The organism is Methylobacterium sp. J-043 (genome assembly GCF_022829505.1).
Lineage (GTDB): Bacteria > Pseudomonadota > Alphaproteobacteria > Rhizobiales > Beijerinckiaceae > Methylobacterium > Methylobacterium extorquens_A.
In genome coordinates this window covers 48,629-71,353 of the sequence record NZ_JAKSYB010000027.1, presented here as the reverse complement: position 1 = coordinate 71,353, position 22,725 = coordinate 48,629, and the positions used below count along the sequence as shown (strand labels likewise).

The following is a 22,725-nucleotide window of genomic DNA, read 5'->3' as shown; positions in this document are numbered from 1 at the left end:
CTGCTGATCTTTCGTGGCTCTCGATAGCTGAGCCCTGCAACGGGCTCAGCCGACATCGCTCGGCACGGAGGTGTCGAGCTGCCGCGAATAGGGTCGACAAACCGCCGGAGACACCGCTCTTGTCTTGGGATCTTTACCGATCCCACCCCTTCAAGTCGCAGAGGGTCATGAAGTCGTGGATCGTGATCAACTCGGCATCAAGCAGAGCCAGGGCTTCATCACGGCTCTTGATCGCATCGGCGTTCATGGATTGCGCCTTTTCAGTGTCTCGTTTCAGGAACGATAGGCTAAAGCTTTCGTTCCGCCTGCCGGAAGAGACTCGGAAGAGGCATTTCGCGTGCCATTGAAGGCATGGCCTCTGGACGGTTTCGAGGCGCATCGCTCCGGAGCTCGGCATTCGAGCGATGTGCCGCGTTCTTGGGCCTGCCTCAGCCCCCATCAGGTCAGCGGACACGGGAGACGAGGGTTCGATGCGTCCTCGCGTTGAACCGCTCCGGTCTTCGGAGAGTGCGGTCCGCTGGGGCTTCCTGTTCCTGTCGTGTCGATTTCCGAAAGCCGGTTGCCCCCTTTTCGGGACGATGCTCAGCCCTCCCGTCCGCCGCCCATCGTCGCCTGCATCCGCGAGAGCTGAGCGACGTGCTGCTGGATCAGCGGGAGCGCGCCAGCCGCGATGCGGCGCAGGGCCGGGTCGTCGCCGGATTGCGCGTAGGAGCCGTGGATCTGGTAGGCCTCCTGATGGCCCTGGAGCGAGGCGTTGACGAACATCGCGTCGTATTCGGGGCCGGGCTGCATCCCGGAGAGCTGCGACAGGATCTGAGCCTTCTGCTCGTCCGTCGTCATACCCCCGGGACCGCGCTCGCCGGGTACACCCAAGACGCCGCCGACCGCGCCGACGGTCGCCCCCGCGACCGCCAGCGGCGCCTCGACCAAGCCGCCGACGAGGCCGCCCGGACCGGCGGGCGGACCCGCCATCGGCGCTCCCGCACCCACATACGGGTCGAGTTTGCGGGCGAGGTTGACCTGCTCGGTCACCTCGGCCCGGCTGAAGACCTTGAGGCGCGGATTGCGGGTCTTGGCGTGGGCGTCGCGCGCCGCGTTCTCAAGGAATAGACCGCCCTTCGTCGCCATGGCGAGGTAGACGGGTGCCGGCATGGCGCCGGCCGGCGCCGGTTGCGCCAGGGCGGTACGGGTGACGGCCAGGGCCGCCGTCGCCGTCAACAGGGTCGTCAGAAAATCGCGCCGATGCATGGTCTCGGATCTCCCGGTCTGGATACGACAGTCGGGCGCCGATGTTCTTGGACGGTGCCGGGGTCTGACGGGCGAAACCTTCGCGAAATCAGCAATGTTCCTGCTGTTTCAGGGGTGTCTTCAAACGAGAACGCTCGGGCGATCCGGGCCGGGTTTGCCGCCGGGATTCAGGGGCCGATCAAGGGGCGCAAACGGGCCATGCAATACACGTCGGCGAAGATGCCGTTGCGGAACGAGGCGGCCTTGTGCGTCCCTTCGATGGTGAAGCCGAACTTTTCGTAGAGGGCGATGGCGCGGGTGTTGTCGGTGAAGACCGTCATCTCGATCCGCGAAATATTGATCCAGTTGTCGGCGGTATCGATCACCGCGGCGAGAAGCCGCGAACCGATGCCGTGCCCGGCGAAATCCTCATGGACGGCGATCCAGAACTCCGCCGCGTGGGCGCGCCGGCCGTAGAAGGGGCGCAGGGCCGCCGCCCCGACCACGTGGTCGTCCACCTGTGCGGCGAGGTGCAGATCCCGCGGCGAGCGAGGCTCCGCCCACTTCTTCACAGCCTCGAGCGACTCATAGGGGAGAGCCAGCGTTCCGAAACGGAAGGCGGGTTGGTTGTAGATCTCGAACAGATCCGGCGCGTCCGCCTCACGCATGGCCCGTATCGTCACATCCATACCGGTCCTCGTCTCATCCATTCCGGTCCTCGCTCCGTGTGAAGAGGGCATGATCGCGTCGAGAGCCGGTTCGACCGATCCGTTCTGGCAACGATGACGAACCCCATGCCGAGGCGCTGCTTGGGCAGCCTCGAAGTACGCCGCGACGTTGATCCTGGCCGCCGATGCCGTGAAATCGATCGTTCCGGCGTGCTAGGCCGAAGCAACGCCGCCATGCCGTCTTGTGGATGGCTCCTCGATGCGAAGCGCGTCTTGGTCCTGTCGGATCCTAGAGCATCGTCCTGGATATCGGGTCTAAGATGGTGCTCTAGGCTTTTGTTTTTCGCATCATCTTTTTCCGAAGGCCGGCAACCAGCTTTCGGGATGATGCTCTCGTCACGTCCAGTCGAAGCGCAGCGTTTCGCGGAAGGCGAAGCGCTCGATGTGACGCACGACCACGTCGCGCAGGTCGGGCAGGCTCGCCGCGTCGGGCGCCGTCAGGCCGACCGTCAGGGTCTCGGCGCTGGCACTCAGCCGCGTCTCGCCGAGCGGCAGCGCGATCCGGGCATCGGTCGGGCTGAACTCGGTCTCGAACCGGTGGGCCCAGTGCTTGCAGAGCTGCTGGAGGTAGCGGCTGGCATGCGGGGTGCTGACGACGGCGCGGCTCTCGGGCATATCGGTCTCCTGGCTGTGCGGTGCTCGCTCAGCGTGCGGCGTGGCGGGGGCTCGTGGTGCGGTGGCCGGCGGTGGCCGCCCGCACGCCGAAAAGGTCGGTCGGCAGAACCGAGAAGGAGGCTTCGCCGAACCATTCGAGCGAGCCTTCCGCCTGCGGTGGCAGCGTCTTGAGGAAGCTGCCGTAATCCAGCGCGCCGTCGAACAGGGCGGTCATGCCCTCGCGCCGTCCGGCCGCGGCGTAGACGTTGGCCGGCTCGAACACCGACAGGTCGGCGCGGCTGCGCACGTTCTTGAGGTGATAATAGTCGATATGCGGGGCAAGCCGGGCATGGGCCGCGAGGGGGTCGTCGCCGCCCTCCCAGACGTGGAGCGTGTCGAAATTCACCCTGAGGTTCGGGTGATCGACCGCGTCGAGTAGGTTGAGGAGCGACGCGGTGGTGTCGGCGAGCGTGCCGGGATGCGTCTCCACCACGAGGCGCAGGCCCTGGTCGGCGAGCTGGCCCGCCGCCATCCGCAGGCGCCCGGCGACATGGGCGCGCTCGTCCGCCGAGGCGGCCGCACTGCCCTTGGTGCCGGCGAAGGTGCGCAGCCGCGGCGCGCCCCAGCTCCCGGCGAGCCGGGCGAGTTCGGCCGTCCGCTCGGTCAGGGTCTCGAGGGGCGCATCGAGCGGCAGGTAGTCGCTCAGCATCGGCACCCGCAGGCCGTAGGCGGCGAGCCATTCGGCATGGTCGCCGGGGCCGAGATTGCGGGCATGCACGCCCCACAATTCGATCCCGTCGAAGCCATGGCCGCGGGCGAAGCGGGCGAGTTCGCCGATCGACACGAGATGGTGGCGAAAGCTGATGGTGCAGAGGGCGATTCTCATGCGGAGAGCCTTTCGCGTGACGGGAGCGCCTGTCCGAGATCCGGGCTCGTCTGCCGCCACGCCGCGTAGGCCGAGGCGAGCTGCCGCTTGATCGCAAATTCCTGCGCGTCGAGCGCGTCGAGACGCGCGAGGACGGGGGCGAGCTCCCCCGTTTCCCCCGTCCGCGCGAGCTTCAGCACGGCGTAGTGCAGGCCGGTGAGGCCGTTCACCAGGGCTTCGATCTCGTCGCAGATCCGCTGGAACTCCGGGTCGGGCCAGCGCAGGGCCCGCCAGAAGAAGGCGAAGCCGTGCTCGTAGGCCCATTTGCGGATGGTGATGACCGGCAGTTCGCGCAGGGCCTCCCCGACATCCGTCAGCTTCAGCCCACCCCGCCCCTCGGCATGGGCGAGCACGATGGCGCGCGCGGCATCGATCAGCGGGTTGGTGTCGAACCGGAAGCAGGCCTCGAAAAAGGCCGCGAGATCCGTGTCCGTTGGCGGATGCGCGCGCGAGGGATCGAAGCGGTAGCCGCCGGCGACGCTGGGTTGGCGGATGGCGTTGAGCATCCGCTCACGCTCGATCACGCCCTCCCAGCGGAAGTCGGGGTCGCGCACCTGCCAGAGGTCGGGATCGTCGCTGAGCGACACCAGCAGGTAGTGCGGGAAGGGATTCTGGTTGAACTTGTTCTCCCGCTCGGGGAGGTGGAACATGTCGAGCATCACCATGAGGCTGGTGTCGGGCTCGCGCCGCTCCATCAGGTCGAGCAGGGTCGCGACGTTCTCCTCCTTCGAGCGGGAATGGTCGTACCAGGAGACGAGCGGCACGCCGTAGAGCCGCTCGAACCAGTAGCGGAACGACTCGTGGTCCATCGCGTCCGAGTGGTAGGCGAGCCGCGTGCCGTCGGTGATGGCGAACTCGGCGTCCCAGATCAGGGCGTAGAACGGACGGTGGTCGATGCCGCGGCGTTTAAGCCCGTCGCAGACGCAACTGACGAAGCAGTGGATCTTCAGGTCGTAGGGTATCGCGCCGTGGACGCCCTCGGCGGGCGCCTCCGGCTCGGGCGCGGCCGGCTCCGCGCCCGGCGCCAGGAGCCGGGCGAGGTCGGCCACGGTGGAGACGTCCTGCCGGTTGATCGCCTCTTCGGGCACCGACACGCCGTGAGTCATCTCCAGTGACAGGATGAGCTGAAGCAACTGCACGGAATCGAGGTAGAGATCCTCGTTCAGCCGGGCCTCCGGCCCGAAGCGATCGAGATGGGGATGCTGCATCTCCTCGCGCAGCACCGTGCCGATGGCGGCGATCAGCCTTTCGTTGCTCACGCCACCGCCTCCAGGCTGCCGCCCCGGTACTGCGCGGCGACCGCGCGTCGAGAAATCTTGCCGTTGGCCTCGCGCGGGATCGCGCCGACCTGCACCGCCTCGACCGGCACCTGATGGCCGGCGAGCCAGCGGCGGCACCAATCCTGAAGCGCGCGGGGTGGCACCGGGGTGTCCGCGCTGAACAGCAGCGTCACCCGTTCGCCCGCGAACGGATCGGGCCGGGCGAAGGCCACGGCGTCGGTGATGCCGGGCATGGCCATCACCACATCCTCGACCTCGCCGGGATAGACGTTGAGGCCCGAGACGTTGATCGTGTCGTCCTTGCGCGCGACGAAGATCAGCATGCCGTCGGCTTGGAGGTAGCCGAGATCGGCGGTGCGGATCGCCCCGCCCTCCCCCTCGACCACGATCTCCGCCGGGGCCTCGGGGCCCGTGCCGGCCTGAACGCGGTGGTGCGGCAGCGGGCGGCCGATGGCGTCGGCGCGGCGCAGATCCGGATTGATCGCGATGCAGCCGGCTTCCGAGCAGCCGTATTGCTGGAACAGGTGGGTGACACGCCCGCGGATGGCGGAAAACCACGGCGCCGGCAGGAGTGTGCCCGAGACCATCGCCGCGTGGAGGGTCTCACCCTCGGGCATCAGCCGGGCCAGCGTGTGCAGCATGGCGGGTGCGGTGTAGAGCACCGGCCGTTCGATCTCGCGCAGGCGGCGCAGGAGATACTTCGGGTTGGTGGTGTCCACGATCACCGGCACGCGGCCGCGGCGCAGACCCACGAACAGCCCGCAGATCAGCCCGTAGGAATGGGTGATCGGGCAGGCGATGACGGGTGTCATCCCGTCCGGCTCGGTGAAGGCGCCGACATAGCTCTCGATCTCGCGCTCCACCGCGCCCCAGGGGCGGGCGATGCATTTCGGCTCGCCGGTGGTGCCGGAACTCATCTGGAGCAGCTCGCCCTCCCCCGGCACCGGCGGGGCGGCGTCCAGGGCCTCGCCCTCCAGTCCGTCGAGGAACAGGCGGTGGCAGCCGGCGCGCGCGGCGAGCCGGCGTGCGCCCTCGTCGGGCAGGGCCGGATGGATCGGCAGCAGGCTCGCGCCGCTGCGGCGGGCGGCGAGGATGAAGGCGAGGCTCTGGGCGGTGTCGCGGAAGCGCGCGGCGACGCGCTCGCCGCTGCCGCCGCGCAGGGCTGCCGCGTCCGTAACGCGCCGGATGGCGGCCTCCATCTCGTCCGCCGGGATGGTGCGGCCGTCGATCTCGATCATGCAGTCTCCGGAAGAGGTGTCGGGGGAGTGGAACAGGGTGTTGGGCGCGTGGAGGCTGCCCCGCGCCTCGCCGAGCCCGAGCTTGCGCGACAAGAGCGCCTCGACCCGCAGCCGCGGCGCCTCCACTTGAAGGCGGGCGAAGCGCGCCTCCAGCCCGTGCGCAGCCGCGTGGTGCCGCAACTGCCGGCCGAGGCGGCGCCAGAACTCCGCCTCGTCGAGACCGTGCCGACGCCCGAGAAGGGCGGTGATCTCGCTGAGGTTGAAGACGAACAGGCTGTCGGTGACGAGTTCGGCCAGCGTCGCGGCCGAGCGCATGGCGTGGAAGCAGTCATCCGCCGGGCCGGCATGGGCGGGGTCGATCGCCCCGAAATCCGGCACGCGCTCCGGGTTCGTCACGAAGTCGGGGGCGTATTCCGCACTCTCGTGGAAGTCGCGCAGGATCACCCGTTCCGGCCAGCCGTCGCGGTGGACCAGGATCATGTTCTGGCCGTGCGCCTCCAGGGCGACGCCGTGGGCCGCGAGCAGGTGCCAGACCGGCAGCACCGCGACCGCGACGAGGCGGTCGAGCCAGGCGTCGCGGCCGTAGCGATCGAGCCAGGGCGCGACGAAGGGGCTGCCATCCGCCTCGCACACGGCCAGCGCGTTGAAGGGCAAGGCCGCCTCGCCGGGGGCAAGACGCGGGCTCTCCCGCCAGATCGCGGCGAGGTGCCCGGCGAGCGGCCCGTCCCGGTCGGCGAGCGCGGCGGCGTATTCGCGTAAGACCGTCACGCGGCCGCGCAGCGCGGGATCGTCGGCGACGATGCCGGCGAGCCAGTCGGACAGGGCCGGACCCGTCAGCACGAAATGCGGATCCAGGATGCGCAGGCTCGAGGTCGAGACGACGCCGAGCGCCAGTTTTACGCTCGCGGCGGACGGGTCGTCGCAATTGTGCAGCGTGCGCAGGGACTGGCTCGCGACGTAGCGCGGGCCGGCGGTGCCGAGCGGAACCGCGCGGCCGTCCGCCAGCCATGGGCGCAAGGCCTCCTCTTCGAGCCGGCGCATCTGCCAGGGGTGGACCGGCAGCAACGCGTGCGTGCCGAGGGAGTGCCCGGTTTCGCCGAGGCGGCGGGTCAGAACGTCCCACGCATCGCCGAGTTCGGCCCGCCAGAACGCGGCCTCTGGGCCCGACAGCGCGAGGGCGATCGTGTCTCGGCGGACAGCCAGCCATTCGAGGCGGAACGGCGCGGCGCTCTCGGGGCCGTAGCGGCGGTGATCCTCCAGGTTGAAGCCGGTGCGCGCCTTGAAGCTCGGGTGATAGGGATGGCCCTCCCAGAGCGCCGCATCGAGCGCGGCGAAGGGCAGAAAGCGGCGCTCCGGAAGCGAGAGGTTTTGGCAATTCCAGCGGCAGAGTTCGACCGTCTGCCGAAGCTCGGCCAGCAGCCGCGCCCGGTGCTCGGGGGCGGCGGGAAGGGCGTCGACGAGGGCGGCGAGGTCGGCCGGCACCCAGGCGCCCTCTTCGCCCGCCATCTCGAGCGAGCCGGGATCGAGGCGGGGGCGGCCGAAGGCGCCGAGGGTGCCGGCCGCGCGGAAGCAGCGGGCGCCGAGGCGCCACGCGATCCGACCAGGGCCGTAAGCGGGCTCGCGCTCGGCCAGCCCCTCGAACAGGACGGCTTGCGCCAGCTGGCGCAGGACGCGCGCTTCGGGCTGCTCCATAGTCTTACGAAGCGAGGGCACGGCCGGCCTCGCCCCGAGCCGCCCGAAGCATGAGCGGGTTCGGCATGTCGATGTAGTTGCCGGTGCCGTCGCCCGAGGCGAGTTCGTCGCGGTCGGACAGGCGCACCCGCAGGTTGGCCTTGGTGCAGAGCGTCGGACCGTCGAGCACCGAGCGGGCGAAGGCGCGGCCGGCGCCGGTCATGCGGCGTGCCATCGCCTCCAGGCGGCGGGCGAGGTCGTCGAGGAGCGTTTCCTCGCGCGCCAGCCCGTCATGGCCCATCCGGGCGATGACGGAGAAGATCTGGTTGACCACGAGATAATAGGCCAGCCGTCGGCGGATCTCGCCGTCCGGGAAATAGAGCGAGGCGATTGAAGCGGTCTCGGGTGCGTCGCGCAGCAACCGCGGGCGGGCGGATTCCGAGAGGTAGAAGCCCTGGTTGTCGCGGTAGAAGCCGCGGCGCGGCCAGCCGGAGGCGACATCGAGCAGCGCGTTCTGCTGGTGAGCCTCCAACGCGATGCCATGCGCGTCGTAGAGCGCGACGACGGGTTCCAGCATGCAATCGATATAGCGGGCGAACCACGTGCGGGCGGCCTGGGCGCGTGCGGCCGAACCCTCCGGGCAGACCTGCCGCAGAAGGGCCTCCAGCCGCGAGAGGCGGCCGGGCAGCGGCTCGGCGGTGAGGGCCGCCAGCGTGGCGATGCCCCGCTCCGCCCCGTCGCGGAACGGGTTCTCGCGCAAGACCGTCTCGAAGCCGCTCTCCTCGCGGCCGGGCTCGTGCAGGGTGAGGTAGGCGGGGTCGGCCAGAATCTGGAAGTTGGGATGGCGCGCGGCGAACCGGCTCTTTGCCAGCAGCCGGGCCATGGCCACACCGGCCTTGAGTTCGGCGAGCCGGTTCACCCGCAGCGAGTTGGTGAGGGTCACGGGCAGCGAGAACTTCGCCATCCACGGGCTCTCGGCGGCGTAGACGGTGCGCAGCGAGGAGGTCGCGGTGAAGCGGGGGCCGAAGGCGCCGAGCCGCCGGATGCGGCCCGCCTCGACCCATGCGGCGACGTGCGGCTCCAGCATCAGCGCCTCGGCCTGGAGCGGATGCATCGGCAGGGCGATCTCGTCGGCGCGCAAGCCCAGCCGGCTGGCGTCGGGGCCGAGCAGGTCGAGGGCAAGGTCGGGCGCGGTGCGGGCCACCGCCGAATCGTGACGCACGAGACTCGCTTCAGCGGCGAACACGGCAAGCTGGAACGAGCCGCCCTCCTCCGGCGCGTAGGCACGGGCCTGCCAGGTCGTGAGGCCCTGCCGGCTCTTGGGCGTCGGGTGCAGCCAGTGGCCGAAGACGAGGGCACGCTCGGCGGCGATGAAGCCGGTCTGCGTATCCGCTTCTCGCTCCGCGAGGTCGAGCAGGCGCGCGGTCTCGCGATAGCTGTCGAGCACGCGCCCGAGGAGTTCCAACTCGCGCTCGCGGGCGGTCTCGCCCCGCCCCTCATCCACACGGGAATAGGCCTCGCCGAGAAGCTCCTGAAGCGCGCGCATCGGTGCCACCGGCCGCCAGCGCGGCTCGTGCAGGTGGCGGGTCCAGAGGCGGCCGAAGGCGTGCGCGCCGCACAGTGACGGGGAGAGGATCTCGGCGCGGATCGCCAGACGGCGACTGCGCAGGTTCCACTCGATGCAGGGTGCCGGCGGCCCGTCCGTCAGCGCGTGCCGGATGCGGATGCCGGAATCGATCTCGCGCAGATATCCGTTGGCGAAGCTGCGGAAGGCGGCAGCCTCGGCCACGGCTTGAGACGATGGCGGCATGATCTTCGAAACCTCGTGTGAGCCTTGGGGTGCGAGCTTTGGGGTGCGAGCCTCGGGGGGCTGGCGGCATCGCGGCGGGGCGTGCGCCCGGATTCCCGATCCGCCGGTCCGGCGCCGATCCGGCCTTCGGCCGGCGGCGCCGCCTTAGGCCGTGCGGCGCATCATCGGATCGCCGCGGCGGTCCGGTTGGCGGGCAGCCCGTGCGTCATCCTCGGCAGGGGGCAGAGCGCGCCGCGAACTCACCGTTGCGGCGGAGGGCGTGGGGAAGCGTGCGGTTTCGAGAGAAAGAAAAGGTCGTCGATCGAAGCGTAAGGATAAGAAAAATTCTCTTCGTTGTACTTGCTCATTGGACTGAGGGCTCCCTCGAATCGCTTGAGGTTGAGGGCGTGTTGCGCAAACTCCAGGCGCGCGTCAAGAGAAGATGAATTTATTGGAATTGTTCTTGATATAGGGTGATTGCGTGTTTGCTCCGCCGCGACAGTTGGTTGCTGTCGAAAATATTCTTTATTTGTCCGTTGATTTATCGCGTGCGGGTCGTTTCCGTGCCTCCGCCGGTCACGGCGTGAGCGCACCGAGCAAGCCATCTCTGATTGTGTCCGCGATCCCGCCGCGCCGGATCGTCATCGCATCACCGTCCGTCTCCGAACCGGGCTTCGATCCCGACCCCGCCGGGTGATCGCGACGCGTGAAGCGCGCGTTGCGCCGTGATGAGAAAATCCGTTGCCGATCCGCAACGAGGCCATAAAATGACTTTTAGTCTTTAGCTATAATAATTCTTGTCTTGGTTTAGGGGCAAGCATTTCGACTGTCCGTACAACGTCTTGCGCCGGCATCGTCCTCTAGATTGGAAGTTGTATAAGCTATTCTGGGGCTTGCATAATCCATGCGTCTCCTTCTGGTCGGTCCTCAGTCATCGATCAATGTGGGATCATCTGTGGGCGACGGGACCGATGTCATGGCGGGAGGGGCGGCGGGGGTGTCGATCGATGCCCTCTACCGTCACGAAGGGCTGAAGCTCCGGCGTTTCCTTCAGCGCCTGCTCGACAACCCGGCCGACGCCGCGGATGCGAGCCAGGAAACCTACCTGCGCATGGTCGCCGCGCTCTCGCGCACGAGCATCGACCACCCTTCGGCGCTACTGTTCCGCATCGCCACCAACGTCGCCCTGCGGATGCGCAACCGCGGCCGGCTGGAGCGGATTCTGTTCACGGCGAAATGTGAGACGGAACTGGCCGAGATCGCCGACGGCTACGCCCTCCCCGAGCGGCAGACGATCGCCCGGCAGGAGCTGAAGCGCCTCGCCGCGGCGATCGATGCCTTGCCGCCCCGCTGCCGCGAAGTGTTCCTGCTCAGCCGCCTCGACGGCCTCGCGAACGGCGAGATCGCGCAGCGCCTCGGCATCTCGCGCAACATGGTCGAGAAGCACATCATCAAGGCCCTGCTGCATTGCCGGCGCAGCCGCCTCGATCTTTTTTGAACGGCGATCTTTTTTTGAACGAGTCGCATCAGGAGGCCGCGACCTCGTTGATCTAAGGGGATAGGACACCCGCGCTGCGCCATTTCGGGCCGCGGTCGACCCCGGGGGATTGGCGTGGCCGGCAGGGACGGGACGGAGGCCGACGAGGCCGACGGCGGTGAGGATCCGGTCGAGCACGAGGCCGCATCCTGGGTCGCGCGGCTCGCCTCCTCCGATGCCACGGACGCCGACCGAAGGGCCTTCGAGACTTGGCGTGGGGCCGATCCGGCCCATGCCGCGGCCTATGCCGAGATGGATGCGCTGTGGCGCCGGCTCGGGCAACTCCCCGATCCCCGCCGCAAGGGGCCTCCGAAGACGCTGGCTGGCCTTGCCGCCATCGCCCTGATCGGGGCAGCCCTGGCGTATCAGGTCGGTCTCCTCGACCGGCTGCGCGCGGATCTCTGGAGCGGCGTCGGCACCATCGAGCACGCCACGCTGCCCGACGGCAGCCGTGTCGATCTCAACACGGATACGGCGATCGCGGTGCGGTTCACGCAAGGAGAGCGCGAGATCACGCTTCTGCGGGGCGAGGCGAGCTTCGATGTCGTGCCCGACCGGAGCCGGCCCTTCGTTGTGCGCGGTGGCGGCCTGAGCGTGCGCGCGGTCGGAACCCGCTTCTTCCTGCGCGCAGACGGGGCGGACAGTCCGGTGGGCGTGGCCGAGGGGCGTGTCGATGTGTCGGCGCAGAGCGGGCACGTCGTCGTCTCGGCCGGGGAGGAAGTCCGTCTCGGCGGCGACGCCCTGCATGTCGCCGCGGCGGATGTGGAGCGCGCCACGGCATGGCGCGACGGCCGGCTGATCTTTTCCGGAAAGCCACTGGCGGCGGTCCTCATGGAACTGAACCGTTACCGCCGCGGGCGCATCGTGCTGCTCGACCGTGGGCTCGGCGAACGGCGCGTGACCGGCGCGTTCGATGCCCGCAACACCGACGACGCCCTCGACGTGATCGCCACGACCATGGGCATCCGCATCCGGCGGTTCTCGCCGCTGCTGGTGCTGGTCGGATCGCCCTTGTGAGCGGGGCGACGAGGAGAGGCGAAAAAAATCGCTCTCCCCACGTCAGGAGATGGCGCTCCCGTTGATCTTAACCTTCGAGGGCGCGGAGGACGCATGGCGTGCCGCCCCTCCCGACGGATCGATGGGGCTTTGGTATGGCGTCGCGCGCAGGCAGGTTTTCACAGGGCCGGATGGCGGGGATCGCGCTGGCCGGCGTGTCGGTCGCGGTGATGGCGCAGGCGGCTGCGCAGGCCGGCGAGGCGAGGCGCCCGCGCGGCCCCACGATCCTGGCGGAGGCGCCGGTGGGGGGCGATCCCGTCCGGCTCGCCATCCCGAAGGGTTCGCTGGAGGCCGGCCTCGTCGCCTTCACCGAACAGGCCGGGGTCAAGCTGGTCTACCCGACCGAGCTGACGGCGCGGCTCGAGACACCGGGGCTCGCGGGCGAGTTCGCCCCGCTCGACGCCCTGACCAAGCTTCTGGACGGCACCGGCCTCACCTATCGCCCGGCCGGCGCCTCGACCATCACCCTGGTCAACCCGCGCTACGTCCAGCTCGGCGCCGAGCCGGCCGGCGCGGTGGCGCTCGACGAGTTGCACGTGCAGGGGCAGGGACAGGGGCGGGGCCGTGCCACGGCTGCCGGCCTGCCGCCGCCCACCGGGACGGTCGGGCAGCCACCCGTGCCCTATGCCGGCGGTCAGGTCGGCTCGGGCGCCCGTGTCGGCATGCTCGGTAACCGCAACGTTCTGACGACGCCCTTCAACGTGACGGGCTACACGGAGAAGCTGATCGCGGATCAGCAGGCGCGCTCGCTCTCCGACGTCGTGGCGAACAACCCATCCGTACGTAACGATGCGCCGCCCTACAGCGAGCGCGATTCCTACTTCATCCGCGGCTTCTCGGTCACCAATCTCGACACCGCCTTCGACGGGCTGTTCTACCTCGCCAACCCGCGCCGCACCTTCACGGAGGGACTGGAGCGCGTCGAGGTGCTGCTGGGGCCCACGGCGCTCCTGAGCGGCGGCACCGGCCGCGTTGGCGGCACGATCAACCTGATCCCGAAGCGCGCCTACGACGAGCCGTTCGCGCGGCTGACCACGACCTATATCAGCGATTCGCAGATCTGGACGCATGCCGACCTCGGGCGCCGTTTCGGCGAGTTCAAGGAATGGGGCGTGCGCTTCAACGGCGCCTACCGCAACGGCGCCACGCCGCTCGACAAGAACGAAATCGAGGTGGGTGTCGCCGCACTCGGCCTCGACTACCGTGGCGACCGCTTCCGCGCCTCGCTCGACATGACCCATTCGACGCAGAACGTCACGGCGCCGACCTCGCTGTTCAACGCCGTCGCGCCGGGCATCCCGATTCCGCGCGCGCCGAACAACCGGATCAACACCGCGAACCGGTTCGAATACAACGACAGCCGCTACGGCATGATCGCGGGCCGGGCCGAGTACGACGTCCTGCCCGAGACGACGGTCTACATCGCCGGTGGCGCCAGCCGCTACAACGAGGACTTCCTGACCTCGTCCTACCGGGTGACGAGCCCGATCGGGCTGGCGACCAATACGCTCGCCGTCCAGCCCCAGGAAATTCAGGGCCTGACCGGCGAAGTGGGCCTGCGCACGCGCTTCCGCACCGGCTTCATCGATCATCAGGTAAACATCGCCGCCGTCGAGGCGAACAACAAGAATTTCCGCGGCGGCTTCATCCCGCCCGCACTGCCCAGCTATACCATCAACATCTACAATCCGATCGATCTGGCCTTCGGGTCCGTTCCCACGATCGGCCTTCCCCGCTCGGCTTCGCAGCCCCTCTTCGCGCAGCTCTCCGCGCGCAGCGTGGCGGTGGCCGACACCCTCTCGTTCTTCGGTGACGACCGATTCCTGCTGACGCTCGGCGGGCGCTACCAAGAGATCGACCAGCAGAGCTTCGCCACCCGGCCGGGGCCGACGCAGGGGCAGGTGACGGCGAGCTATCAGGAGGGACGGTTCAGCCCGGCCATCACCATGGTGATCCGGCCGTTCGAGAACCTCTCGTTCTACGGAAACTACATCGAGGCGCTCGAAGTCGGGCCGACCGCGCCAACCCTGGCGGTCAATGCCGGCGAGATCTTCGCCCCCACTGTCAACCGGCAGAAGGAGATCGGCGCCAAGTACGATTTCGGCACCTTCGCGCTCACCACCTCGCTGTTCGAGATCGAGCAGCCGAATGGCTTCACCGATCCGGCCACGAACCGCTTCGCCGTCAACGGCCTTCAGCGCAACCGCGGTATCGAGTTCAACGTGTTCGGCGAGCCGATCCCCGGCGTGCGGCTGCTCGGCGGCGTCACCTTGATCGATGCGAAACTTGTCAGCACGGCCGGAGGACAGTTCGACGGCCGGGCCGCCCCCGGCGTGCCCGACACGGCATTCAACCTCTATGGCGAGTACGATCTTCCGCCGTGGCTGGCGCCAGGCCTGACCCTGACGGGACGGGCGATCTACACCAGCAGCATGTTCTACAACCAAGCCAACACCCAGTCGGTCCCGGACTGGACCCGCTTCGATGCCGGCCTGCGCTACACGACCGAGGGCGTGAACGGGAAACCGGTCGTGATCCGGGCCGTGGTCGAGAACCTGCTCGACGACTCGTACTGGGCGTCCGCGGCCCGCGGCTTCCTCGCCGTCGGCGCGCCGCGCACCTTCATCGTCTCCGCATCCGTCGATTTCTGAGACACCGACGCATCGGTCCTTGCCCGGCCCGCCGACCACCCTGTGACAGGCGGGGCGGTCGGCGGGCTGTTTGCATTGGCCGGCACGTCTCGCCCGCGATCTGCCGTTAAAATGAGCAGGCTCCTGCGGTGAGCGGCCAGTCGCCCCCTCAACGCTTCGGCCACCCGGCAGCTATTCCCGCCAAGCTGACCGGTCTGTGTGTTTTGTGGCTTCTGGCACGGGTCCTGCAATGTGGTTTTTGACCACTTTGATGGATGCGTGGAAACGCGGGAGCCTCAGCATGGCCGGTACGATGGACCGCAGACGGTTTCTGCAGGGAGTATTACAGGGCAGCGTCGCTGCTGTGGGTTTTGCCCAGATCAATCCCGACTTCCTGATCTCCTCGGCCTTCGCGCAGGCGGGCAAGCCGCTGGTCTTCCTCTCGGCCGAGAACATCACCGGCAACTGGGACCCGACCGCCCACACCACGCTCTCGCAGAAGAACATCGAGGGCTTCGTGATGGGCTTCCTCACCCGCACGCCGATGACCCTCGATGACCCCGGCAAGGTCGTCTACGAACTCGCCACCGACATCAAACTCCTCGATCCGCACCGCCTGCAGATCAAGCTGCGCAAGGGCGTGCACTTCCACGACGGCAAGCCGTTCGGGCCCGAGGACGTCAAGGCGACCTTCGAATACGGTTCGGGCAAGGACCGGCCGGCGCAGTGGTATCCCGGCCCGACCGAGACGCTGACGATCACCACGCCCGACGACGAGACCGTGATCGTCGATACCTCGAAGGGCGGCTACCCCGCCCACCTCTTCATCTTCCTGGCCTCGTTCCTCCCCATCCTCTCGGCCAAGGACATCGCCGAGGGGCCGGGCGGCGCCCTCACCCGGCGCCTGAACGGCACCGGCCCGTTCCGCTTCGTCGAGCAGCGCGGCAACGACACCGTGCTCAAGGCCCATGACGGCTATTTCCGCGGCAAGCCCGGCATTCCCGGCATCAACTTCACCTTCACCGGCGATTCGACCACGCGGATGCTGTCGCTGATGAACGGTCAGGCCTCGATCGTCGAGCGTCTCGAACCCGAGCAGGTCGAGACGGTGAAGAACAACCCGAAGATCGCGATCAACGAGGTCGTCTCGGTCGAGAACAAGTATCTCTGGTTCCGCTGTTCCAAGCCGCCCTTCGACGACGTGCGGGTGCGCATGGCCGCCTGCCACTCGATCGACCGGGCGATGCTGCTGGAGATCCTCGGCGCGGCGGGCCACGCCTGCGCCAACTTCATCTCGCCGGTGAAGTTCGGCTACGTCGATCTGAAGAACTACCCGGCCTACGACCCGGCCAAGGCGCAGGCACTGCTGGCCGAGGCCGGTTACCCCAAGGGCAAGGGGCTGCCGCCGCTCGAATACATCACCTCGGTCGGCTTCTACCCGAAGACCAAGGAGTACGGCGAAGTCATCACCGCGATGCTCAACGAGCAGGGCTTTCCGGTGAGCCTCACGGTGCTGGAGCCGGCGGCCTGGAACGAGCGGCTCTACCACCGCCCTGGCGGCGGGCCGGGCCACATGGTCGATTGCGGCTGGTCCACCGCCTCGCCCGAGCCGGATCTGGTGCTGCGCACCCACTTCCACTCCTCCTCTCACCGCATCACCGGCATCGCGGATGCTGAGATCGACGCGAGCTTGGATCGTGAGCGGTCGGCGCCGACGCTGGAGGAGCGCAAGGCCATCCTCCAGAACGAGACCATGCCGCTGCTGGCCGCCAAGATGCCGGCGCTGTCGCTGTTCACCTCGGTGATGATCCACGCGATGCAGCGGGAGCTGAAGGGCCTCTATATCTACCCGGACGGCTCGATCGACGCCTCCAAAACCGCCTGACCGGCAAGACCGCCTGACCGGACTGCCCGCGCCCGGCGCGTGACCCGGCCCGCCTTCGCGGGCGGCCGGGCCCCGCCCTGCCGATTCCGTCACCGGACCTGTAGCCCTCGATGTTCGTTCTCAGCTTCCTCGCCCGGCGCCTCGCGCAGGGTGCGGTCATCATCTTCCTCGTCTCGCTGCTGATCTTCACCCTGCTGCGGGTGATGTCGGGCAACCCCGTGCGCCAGATGGTGGGCGGAATGGCGCCCGATTCCCTGGTGGAGCAGATCGCCACGACGATGGGCCTGCGCGATCCGATCATCGTGCAATTCGGGCGCTACGCGGCAGGGGTCGTCCAGGGCGATCTCGGCCGCAGCTTCGTGCGGCCGGCCAATGGCGCGGCGACGGGCGGCGCGAACTTCGACGACCTGACCCGCGGCGCGCGGGCCGGCGTCGGCGACCTCATCCTCGACACCCTGCCGATGACCCTGCAGCTCGCCGCCCTGGCCCTCGCCATCGCTCTGGTCTTCTCGGCCCTGCTCGGGATCGCCGCGGGCCTGCGCCCCGGCGGGTTCTTCGACCGGCTCGCCTTCGCGGTCTCCTCGGTCTTCATCTCGATCCCGAACTTCTGGCTCGGCATCGTGCTCGCCCTGCTCCTGTCGGTGAAGCTCGGCTGGCTGCCGGCGATCGGCTATGGCGGCTTCTCCTACACGGTGCTGCCGGCCCTGGTGCTCGCCGTCGAATTGTCGCCGGTGCTGATCCGGACGCTGTCGAGCGCGGTGGCGGCGCAGATGGGCGAACCTTACGTCGCCGTCGGCCATGTCCGCGGCCTGTCGCGCCCACGCATCGTCGCCGCGCATGCTCTGCGTAACGCCTCGGTGCCGCTGCTCAATCTGCTCGGTGTGCAGTTCTCCTCGCTGCTCGGGGGCGTGATCATCGTCGAGTACATCTTCGACTATCCCGGCCTCGGGCTGCTCACCATCAACGCCGTGCTCCAGCGCGACTTCCCCCTGATCCAGGGCATCGCGATCGTCACCAGCGCGATCTTCGTCCTCATCAACATCCTCGTCGATCTCGCGGCGACCACCATCGATCCGAGGCTCGAATACTGATGGATGCCGTGGATTCTTCCCTGGCGCTCGTGCCGCCGCGCGTCGACGTCACGGCGTCGCGCTCCATCGGCCGGCGCATCCTCGGGCGCGCCGCCCGCTCCGGGGGCTTTCGCGTCGGCTTCGCCGTGCTCGTCCTCCTCGTGCTCGCCGCCGCCCTCTACCCTGAACTGAGCGGCATCGACCCGGCGATGCGCGACATCCGCGCCCGCCTGCTGCCGCCGCTGTTCCTCGGCGACAAGGCGAGCTGGGCCCACCCGCTCGGCACCGACCAGATCGGCCGCGACATGCTGGTGCGCTGCCTCGTCGGCCTGCGCTATTCACTGCTGATCGGCGTCGCGTCCGTCGCCGTCACCGTGGTCATCGGCTGCGCCCTCGGCACGGTCGCGGGCTATTTCGGCGGGCGCACCGACACGGTGATCATGCGGATCACCGACGCGCAGCTCTCGATCCCGATGATCATCCTGGCCATCGCCGTGCTCGGCGCCGACCGCCCGACGATCCCCGCGATCATCCTCGTCCTCGGCCTGTCGAACTGGCCGGTCTATGCCCGCGTGATGCGCTCGGTGGTGATGGCCGAGCGCGGGCGCGAATACGTGCGCGCCGCGCAAGTCTCGGGCGCCACGCATCCGCGCATCATTCTCACCCTCCTCGTACCGCTGCTGGTGCCGCCGCTGCTCTTCACCTCGGTGCTCGACGTGGCGCGGATGATGATCTTCGAATCGACGCTCGGCTTCCTCGGGCTGGGCGTGCAGCCGCCGACGCCGACCTTCGGCTCCATCATCGCCGACGGGCGCAAATACCTGCTCAACGCGTGGTGGATCGCCACCATGCCCGGCGTGTTCCTGTGCCTCACGCTCACCGGCATCAACCTGATCGGCGCCGCCTTCGAGCGCGCCCGCAACACGATCCACGGGGGCGCCTGATGGACCCGGTGCTCTGCGTCCGCGACCTCTCCGTCGCCCTCACCCTTCCGGGCCGTGAGCGGACCATCCTCGACGGGATCGGCTTCGACGTCGCCCCCCGCGAGATCGTCGGCGTGGTCGGCGCCTCGGGCGCGGGCAAGACCGTGCTGTCGCGCGCCGTGGTCAACTGGATCACCCCTCCGCTCGCCATCCGCTCCGGCACGGTGTCCTTCCGCGGACAGGATCTCCTCGGACTGCCGCCGCGGGCGATGCGGGGATTGCGCCGCGACATCGCCTATGTCGGCGCCGACCCGATGGGCGCCCTCGACCCGACTCTGCCGGTCGGGCGCCAGATCGTCGAGAAGCTGCGCGCGGTGATGCCGGAGGTGAGCCGGAAAGAGGCGCAGGCGCGCGTGATCGCCCTGCTCGATGCCGTGCGCATCCCCTCGGCCACCGCGCGCTTCCACGATTACCCCTCGCAATTCTCCGGCGGCATGATGCAGCGGGCGCTCATCGTCGATGCCATGGTCTCGAACCCGGCCCTGCTGGTGGCCGACAACGTGACCCAGCCCCTCGACGTGACGGTGGCCGCCCAGGTGATCCGCCTGATGCGCGAACTCACCGAGCGTTTCGAGACGGCGATCCTGTTCGTCTCGTCCTCGCTCCCCGTGGCCCGCGAGGCGGCGAGCCGCACCCTGGTGATCGATGCGGGGAGGCTGGTCGAGGAGCAGCCGACCGAGGCGCTGATCGCTGCGCCACGCCACGCCTATACCCGCGATCTCGTCGCGCAGATCCCGGTGATCTGGGGCGAGCGTCCCAGTCTGCCCGCGATGCCGAAGGCCCCCGGCGCGCGGCCGCCCCAGGCGATCATCAGCCTGCGGGACGTGTCGCAGACCTACCGGGTGAAGCGGCGCGGGAGCTTTGCCGGCACCAGCGCCTTGCGGGCGGTCCGCAACGTCACCTTCGACATCGCTCAGGGCGACAGCTTCGCCGTCGTCGGCGAATCCGGTTGTGGCAAGTCCACCCTGATGCGGCTGCTGAGCCGTCTCGAGCGCCCGAGCGGCGGCAGCGTGCTGTGCGAGGGCCGCGACATCGCCGGTTTGTCGGGGGCCGAACTCCTCGGCTTCCGCCGCAAGCTGCAACTGGTGCTCCAAGACCCGTTCAACTCGCTGCCGCCGCGCACCGGCATCGGCGCCATGCTGGAGGCGCCCCTTCGCACCCATGGCTGGCGCGACCCGCGAAAGATCCGCGAACGGGTGCGCGCGGTGATGGACGATGTCGGCCTGCCCGTCGCGCTCTACGACGACCTGCCGCTCGGGCTCTCGGCCGGGCAGCGCCAACGGATCAACGTCGCCCGCGCCATGGTGCTGGAGCCTCAGATCCTGCTCATGGACGAGACGCTCTCCGCCCTCGACCAGACCGAGCAGTTCAAGTTGCTGGCCCTGTTCGAGAAACTCCAGCGCACGCACGGGCTGACCTACATCTACATCAGCCACGACCTCGCGATGGTGCGCAAAGCCTGCAATCGCATCGCGGTGATGTATCTCGGCGAGGTCGTGGAACTCGCCGACAACGAGCGCCTGTTCTTCGATCCCGGCCATCCCTACACCCGCGCCCTGCTCTCTGCGATGCCGGCCCTGGAGGCACGGCGCTATCGGCCGGAGGATTGCCTGATGGAGGGCGAGCCGCCGAGCCCGATCGACCTGCCGCAGGGCTGCGCCTTCCGCTCACGCTGCCCGCAGGCGTTCGAGGCCTGCGCGACGCATCCCCCGTTCCTCACCGTGCGCGGCGCGCACGACTTCGCCGCCTGCCACCGCGTGCCGGGCGCCGCCGCCCTGCTCGCGGGCGCCGCCTGATGCCGCCCTTCCTCGAGACATCGATGAGATCCATGCCCGATATGCCGGCCGATAGGACGGATCTGCGCCCCGTGCGGATCGACCCCGCCCGCCTCCAGGCAATGATGGAGGCGGTCTCGGCCTTCGGCGCCGGGCCGGACGGCGCGCTGACCCGCCTGACCCTGTCGCCGGAGGACGGGCAAGCGCGCGACTGGCTCGCCGCGTGGTTTTCCGCGCACGGCTTTACGCCGAAGGTCGACGCGATCGGCAACCAGTTCGGCGTTCTTGAACTCGCGGGGCCCGGCGCGCCGATGGTGATGGTCGGCTCGCATCTCGACAGCCAGCCCAATGGCGGGCGCTTCGACGGCACGCTCGGCGTGCTCGCTGCCTGCGAAGCCATCCTGTCCGTGCGCGAAGCGCTCGAAGCGGCGGGCGTGGCGCCGGCCTGCAACGTCACGGTCGCCAACTGGACCAACGAGGAGGGCGCCCGCTTCCAGCCGAGCCTGCTCGGCAGCAGCGTCTTCACCGGTGCGGCCCGTCTCGACTGGGCGCTGGCCCGCAGCGACGGCGACGGCGTCACCGTCGGCGAGGCCCTGTCGCGGATCGGCTATGCCGGGAGCGACGCCGTGCCGGTGCCGGACGCCTTCATCGAATTGCATATCGAGGGCGGGCCGATCCTCGAGCGCGAGGGCCTGCACTTTGGCGCCTTCACCCGCTACTGGGGCGCCACCAAGTACCGCCTCGCCTTCCTCGGGCGCCAAGCCCATACCGGCCCGACGCCGATGGCCGAGCGGCGCGACGCGCTTCTCGGCGCCGCCTACCTGATCGCCGACCTCAAGGCCATGACGGCCGATTACGGCCTCGACCTGCACAGCTCCGTCGGCCGGCTCGAAGTGCGGCCGAACTCGCCCAACACCGTCCCGAGCGAGGCGGTTCTGTTCATCGAGCTGCGCTCCGGCTCGCCCGCGATCCTGGAGGAGGCCGAACTCCGGCTCAAGGCGGCCATCGAGCTGGCCGCCGCCCGCGCGGAGGTGGATCACGAGGTGCGCGCCATCGACCGGCGCGCCGCCGGCCCGATGGCGCCGGGCCTCGTGCGGCTCGCCGAGCGCGCGGGCACGGCCAACGGCACGACGACCCGCCACCTCGACACGATCGGCGGCCACGACGCCGTCAGCCTCAGCGCGGTCTGCCCGTCCGTCGTCCTGGCGGTGCCCTGCCGCGGCGGCGTGATGCACCACCCGACCGAGTTCGCGAGCCCGGAGGACCAGGCCTTCGGCACGCAGGTGCTCGCCGACATGCTGATGATCCTGGCGGTCGAGGGTATGGCCGCGATCGAGACCGCGGGAGAGGGGCGATGAAGGCGCTGGGGGTTCCCGAGGACGCGCCCGAGCGGCTGGCCGAGGCCGCCCTGGCGCAGGCCTTTTCCGCGCTGCCGGCGTTGCACGGAAAGGAGCCGCATTACGCCGTGGCGGTGCCGGGCCTCGCCTCGCCCTCCTATCACGGGGTCGAATCCACGACCTTCTACGTCGCGCAAGCCCAGGGCGTCGCGCCGAGCCTGTTCCTCAAGGTCTCCGAGCCCTGCGCCGCCGCGCTGCTCGATCCCATCGCCGCCTTCCGCGCGGCCCAACAGATCGCGGCGCTGGGCCTCGCGCCGGAACCGCTGCATGTCGCGGCGGAGCAGGGCGCGATCCTGTTCCGGTGCCTCGGCCCGGACTGGCGCCCGGCCACCCTCGACACGCTTCAGCAACCGGACAGCATGGCCACGGTGATCGAGGCCTTCCGCCGGATCGGCGCGGGCGAACCCTTCGGCCGGCCCTGGAGTGTGTTCGACGCGATCCGTGACCTTCGCGCCCTGCTCGTGCCGGGCGCCGACGCCCTGCCGCCCGATGCGTGGTTCCTGTTCGACTGGGCCGAGGCGATCGAGGCGGCGCTGACGGCTGCCGGCACCGATCTCCGCCCGGCGCATGCCGACCCGCACGCCTCGAACCTCATGTTCGGCCCCGGAGGCGCCCTGCAACTCGTCGATTTCGACATGGCCTGCGACACCGACCCCCATTACCAGCTCGGCGCCTTCCTCAACGAGGCCTGCCCCTTCGAGACACCGATGCAGGCCGGCATCGAGATGGCGGAGGGCGCGTTCCGGCCGGACGTGTTCAACCGCGCCCGCGCCTATGCCGCCGCCGACGATCTGCATTGGGCCTTGCGCGCGCTCGTCATGGACCGGCTCTCGCCGCGCCGCGGGCTCGAATTTCGCAAGTACGCCGCGTGGCGCTTCCTGCGCTGCCGGATGCGCGTCGGCCGTCCGGGCTTCGAGGAAACCCTGAGAGCCTTGTGAGG

At 69.1% G+C, this 22,725-nt stretch carries 16 protein-coding genes; 9 read left to right on the top strand and 7 right to left on the bottom strand.

From position 1 onward, the window contains the following. Positions 1-582: 582 nt before the first annotated feature. The 7 genes from MKK50_RS04050 to MKK50_RS04020 all read right to left on the bottom strand — a co-directional run bounded on the left by MKK50_RS04050 (position 583) and on the right by MKK50_RS04020 (position 9,473). The gene (locus MKK50_RS04050) at positions 583-1,248 is read right to left on the bottom strand and encodes a DUF4142 domain-containing protein (protein WP_499020556.1); all 666 of its coding nucleotides are present in this window, start codon (positions 1,246-1,248) and stop codon (positions 583-585) included. 167 nt (positions 1,249-1,415) lie between these two features. After that, positions 1,416-1,916: a GNAT family N-acetyltransferase gene (locus tag MKK50_RS04045; protein ID WP_499020575.1), complete on the bottom strand. Its 501-nt coding sequence runs from the start codon at positions 1,914-1,916 to the stop codon at positions 1,416-1,418. 375 nt (positions 1,917-2,291) lie between these two features. Next, a complete protein-coding gene (locus tag MKK50_RS04040) occupies positions 2,292-2,570 on the bottom strand; it encodes a DUF2218 domain-containing protein (protein WP_253370297.1) in 279 nt (92 codons plus the stop codon). A 28-nt stretch (positions 2,571-2,598) separates the two neighbouring features. Next, the gene (locus MKK50_RS04035) at positions 2,599-3,435 is read right to left on the bottom strand and encodes a sugar phosphate isomerase/epimerase family protein (protein ID WP_499020554.1); all 837 of its coding nucleotides are present in this window, start codon (positions 3,433-3,435) and stop codon (positions 2,599-2,601) included. Next, positions 3,432-4,733: a DUF6005 family protein gene (locus tag MKK50_RS04030; RefSeq protein WP_499020553.1), complete on the bottom strand. Its 1,302-nt coding sequence runs from the start codon at positions 4,731-4,733 to the stop codon at positions 3,432-3,434. Before MKK50_RS04030 ends, MKK50_RS04035 begins: the two co-directional genes overlap by 4 nt. Continuing rightward, the gene (locus MKK50_RS04025) at positions 4,730-7,684 is read right to left on the bottom strand and encodes an IucA/IucC family protein (RefSeq protein ID WP_499020573.1); all 2,955 of its coding nucleotides are present in this window, start codon (positions 7,682-7,684) and stop codon (positions 4,730-4,732) included. Before MKK50_RS04025 ends, MKK50_RS04030 begins: the two co-directional genes overlap by 4 nt. Before the next feature lie 4 nt (positions 7,685-7,688). Continuing rightward, entirely contained in the window at positions 7,689-9,473 is a 1,785-nt protein-coding gene (locus MKK50_RS04020; protein WP_499020551.1) for an IucA/IucC family protein, read from the bottom strand. A gap of 955 nt (positions 9,474-10,428) precedes the next feature. Here MKK50_RS04020 and MKK50_RS04015 point away from each other — a divergent pair. From MKK50_RS04015 to MKK50_RS03975, 9 genes are all read left to right on the top strand, one after another. Further along, a complete protein-coding gene (locus MKK50_RS04015; protein WP_499020549.1) occupies positions 10,429-10,950 on the top strand; it encodes an RNA polymerase sigma factor in 522 nt (173 codons plus the stop codon). A gap of 114 nt (positions 10,951-11,064) precedes the next feature. After that, entirely contained in the window at positions 11,065-12,006 is a 942-nt protein-coding gene (locus tag MKK50_RS04010; RefSeq protein ID WP_499020548.1) for a FecR family protein, read from the top strand. Positions 12,007-12,176: 170 nt separating this feature from the next. Next, positions 12,177-14,696 (top strand): TonB-dependent siderophore receptor, encoded by a 2,520-nt coding sequence (locus MKK50_RS04005; RefSeq protein ID WP_499020571.1) that lies wholly within the window; start codon positions 12,177-12,179, stop codon positions 14,694-14,696. 280 nt (positions 14,697-14,976) lie between these two features. Then, positions 14,977-16,560, top strand: coding sequence for an ABC transporter substrate-binding protein (locus MKK50_RS04000; protein ID WP_499020547.1), 1,584 nt, complete (start codon positions 14,977-14,979; stop codon positions 16,558-16,560). Positions 16,561-16,670: 110 nt separating this feature from the next. After that, on the top strand, positions 16,671-17,651 hold the full coding sequence (locus MKK50_RS03995) for an ABC transporter permease (protein ID WP_499020545.1): 981 nt from the start codon (positions 16,671-16,673) through the stop codon (positions 17,649-17,651). Next, positions 17,651-18,574 (top strand): ABC transporter permease, encoded by a 924-nt coding sequence (locus tag MKK50_RS03990; protein ID WP_499020543.1) that lies wholly within the window; start codon positions 17,651-17,653, stop codon positions 18,572-18,574. Before MKK50_RS03995 ends, MKK50_RS03990 begins: the two co-directional genes overlap by 1 nt. Then, entirely contained in the window at positions 18,574-20,409 is a 1,836-nt protein-coding gene (locus tag MKK50_RS03985) for a dipeptide ABC transporter ATP-binding protein (protein ID WP_499020541.1), read from the top strand. The genes MKK50_RS03990 and MKK50_RS03985 overlap by 1 nt, the downstream gene beginning before the upstream one ends. Before the next feature lie 32 nt (positions 20,410-20,441). Continuing rightward, positions 20,442-21,746, top strand: a complete 1,305-nt coding sequence (locus tag MKK50_RS03980; protein WP_499020569.1) for a Zn-dependent hydrolase — start codon at positions 20,442-20,444, stop codon at positions 21,744-21,746. After that, positions 21,743-22,723, top strand: coding sequence for a phosphotransferase (locus MKK50_RS03975; RefSeq protein ID WP_499020539.1), 981 nt, complete (start codon positions 21,743-21,745; stop codon positions 22,721-22,723). Before MKK50_RS03980 ends, MKK50_RS03975 begins: the two co-directional genes overlap by 4 nt. The last annotated feature ends 2 nt before the right edge of the window (positions 22,724-22,725 follow it).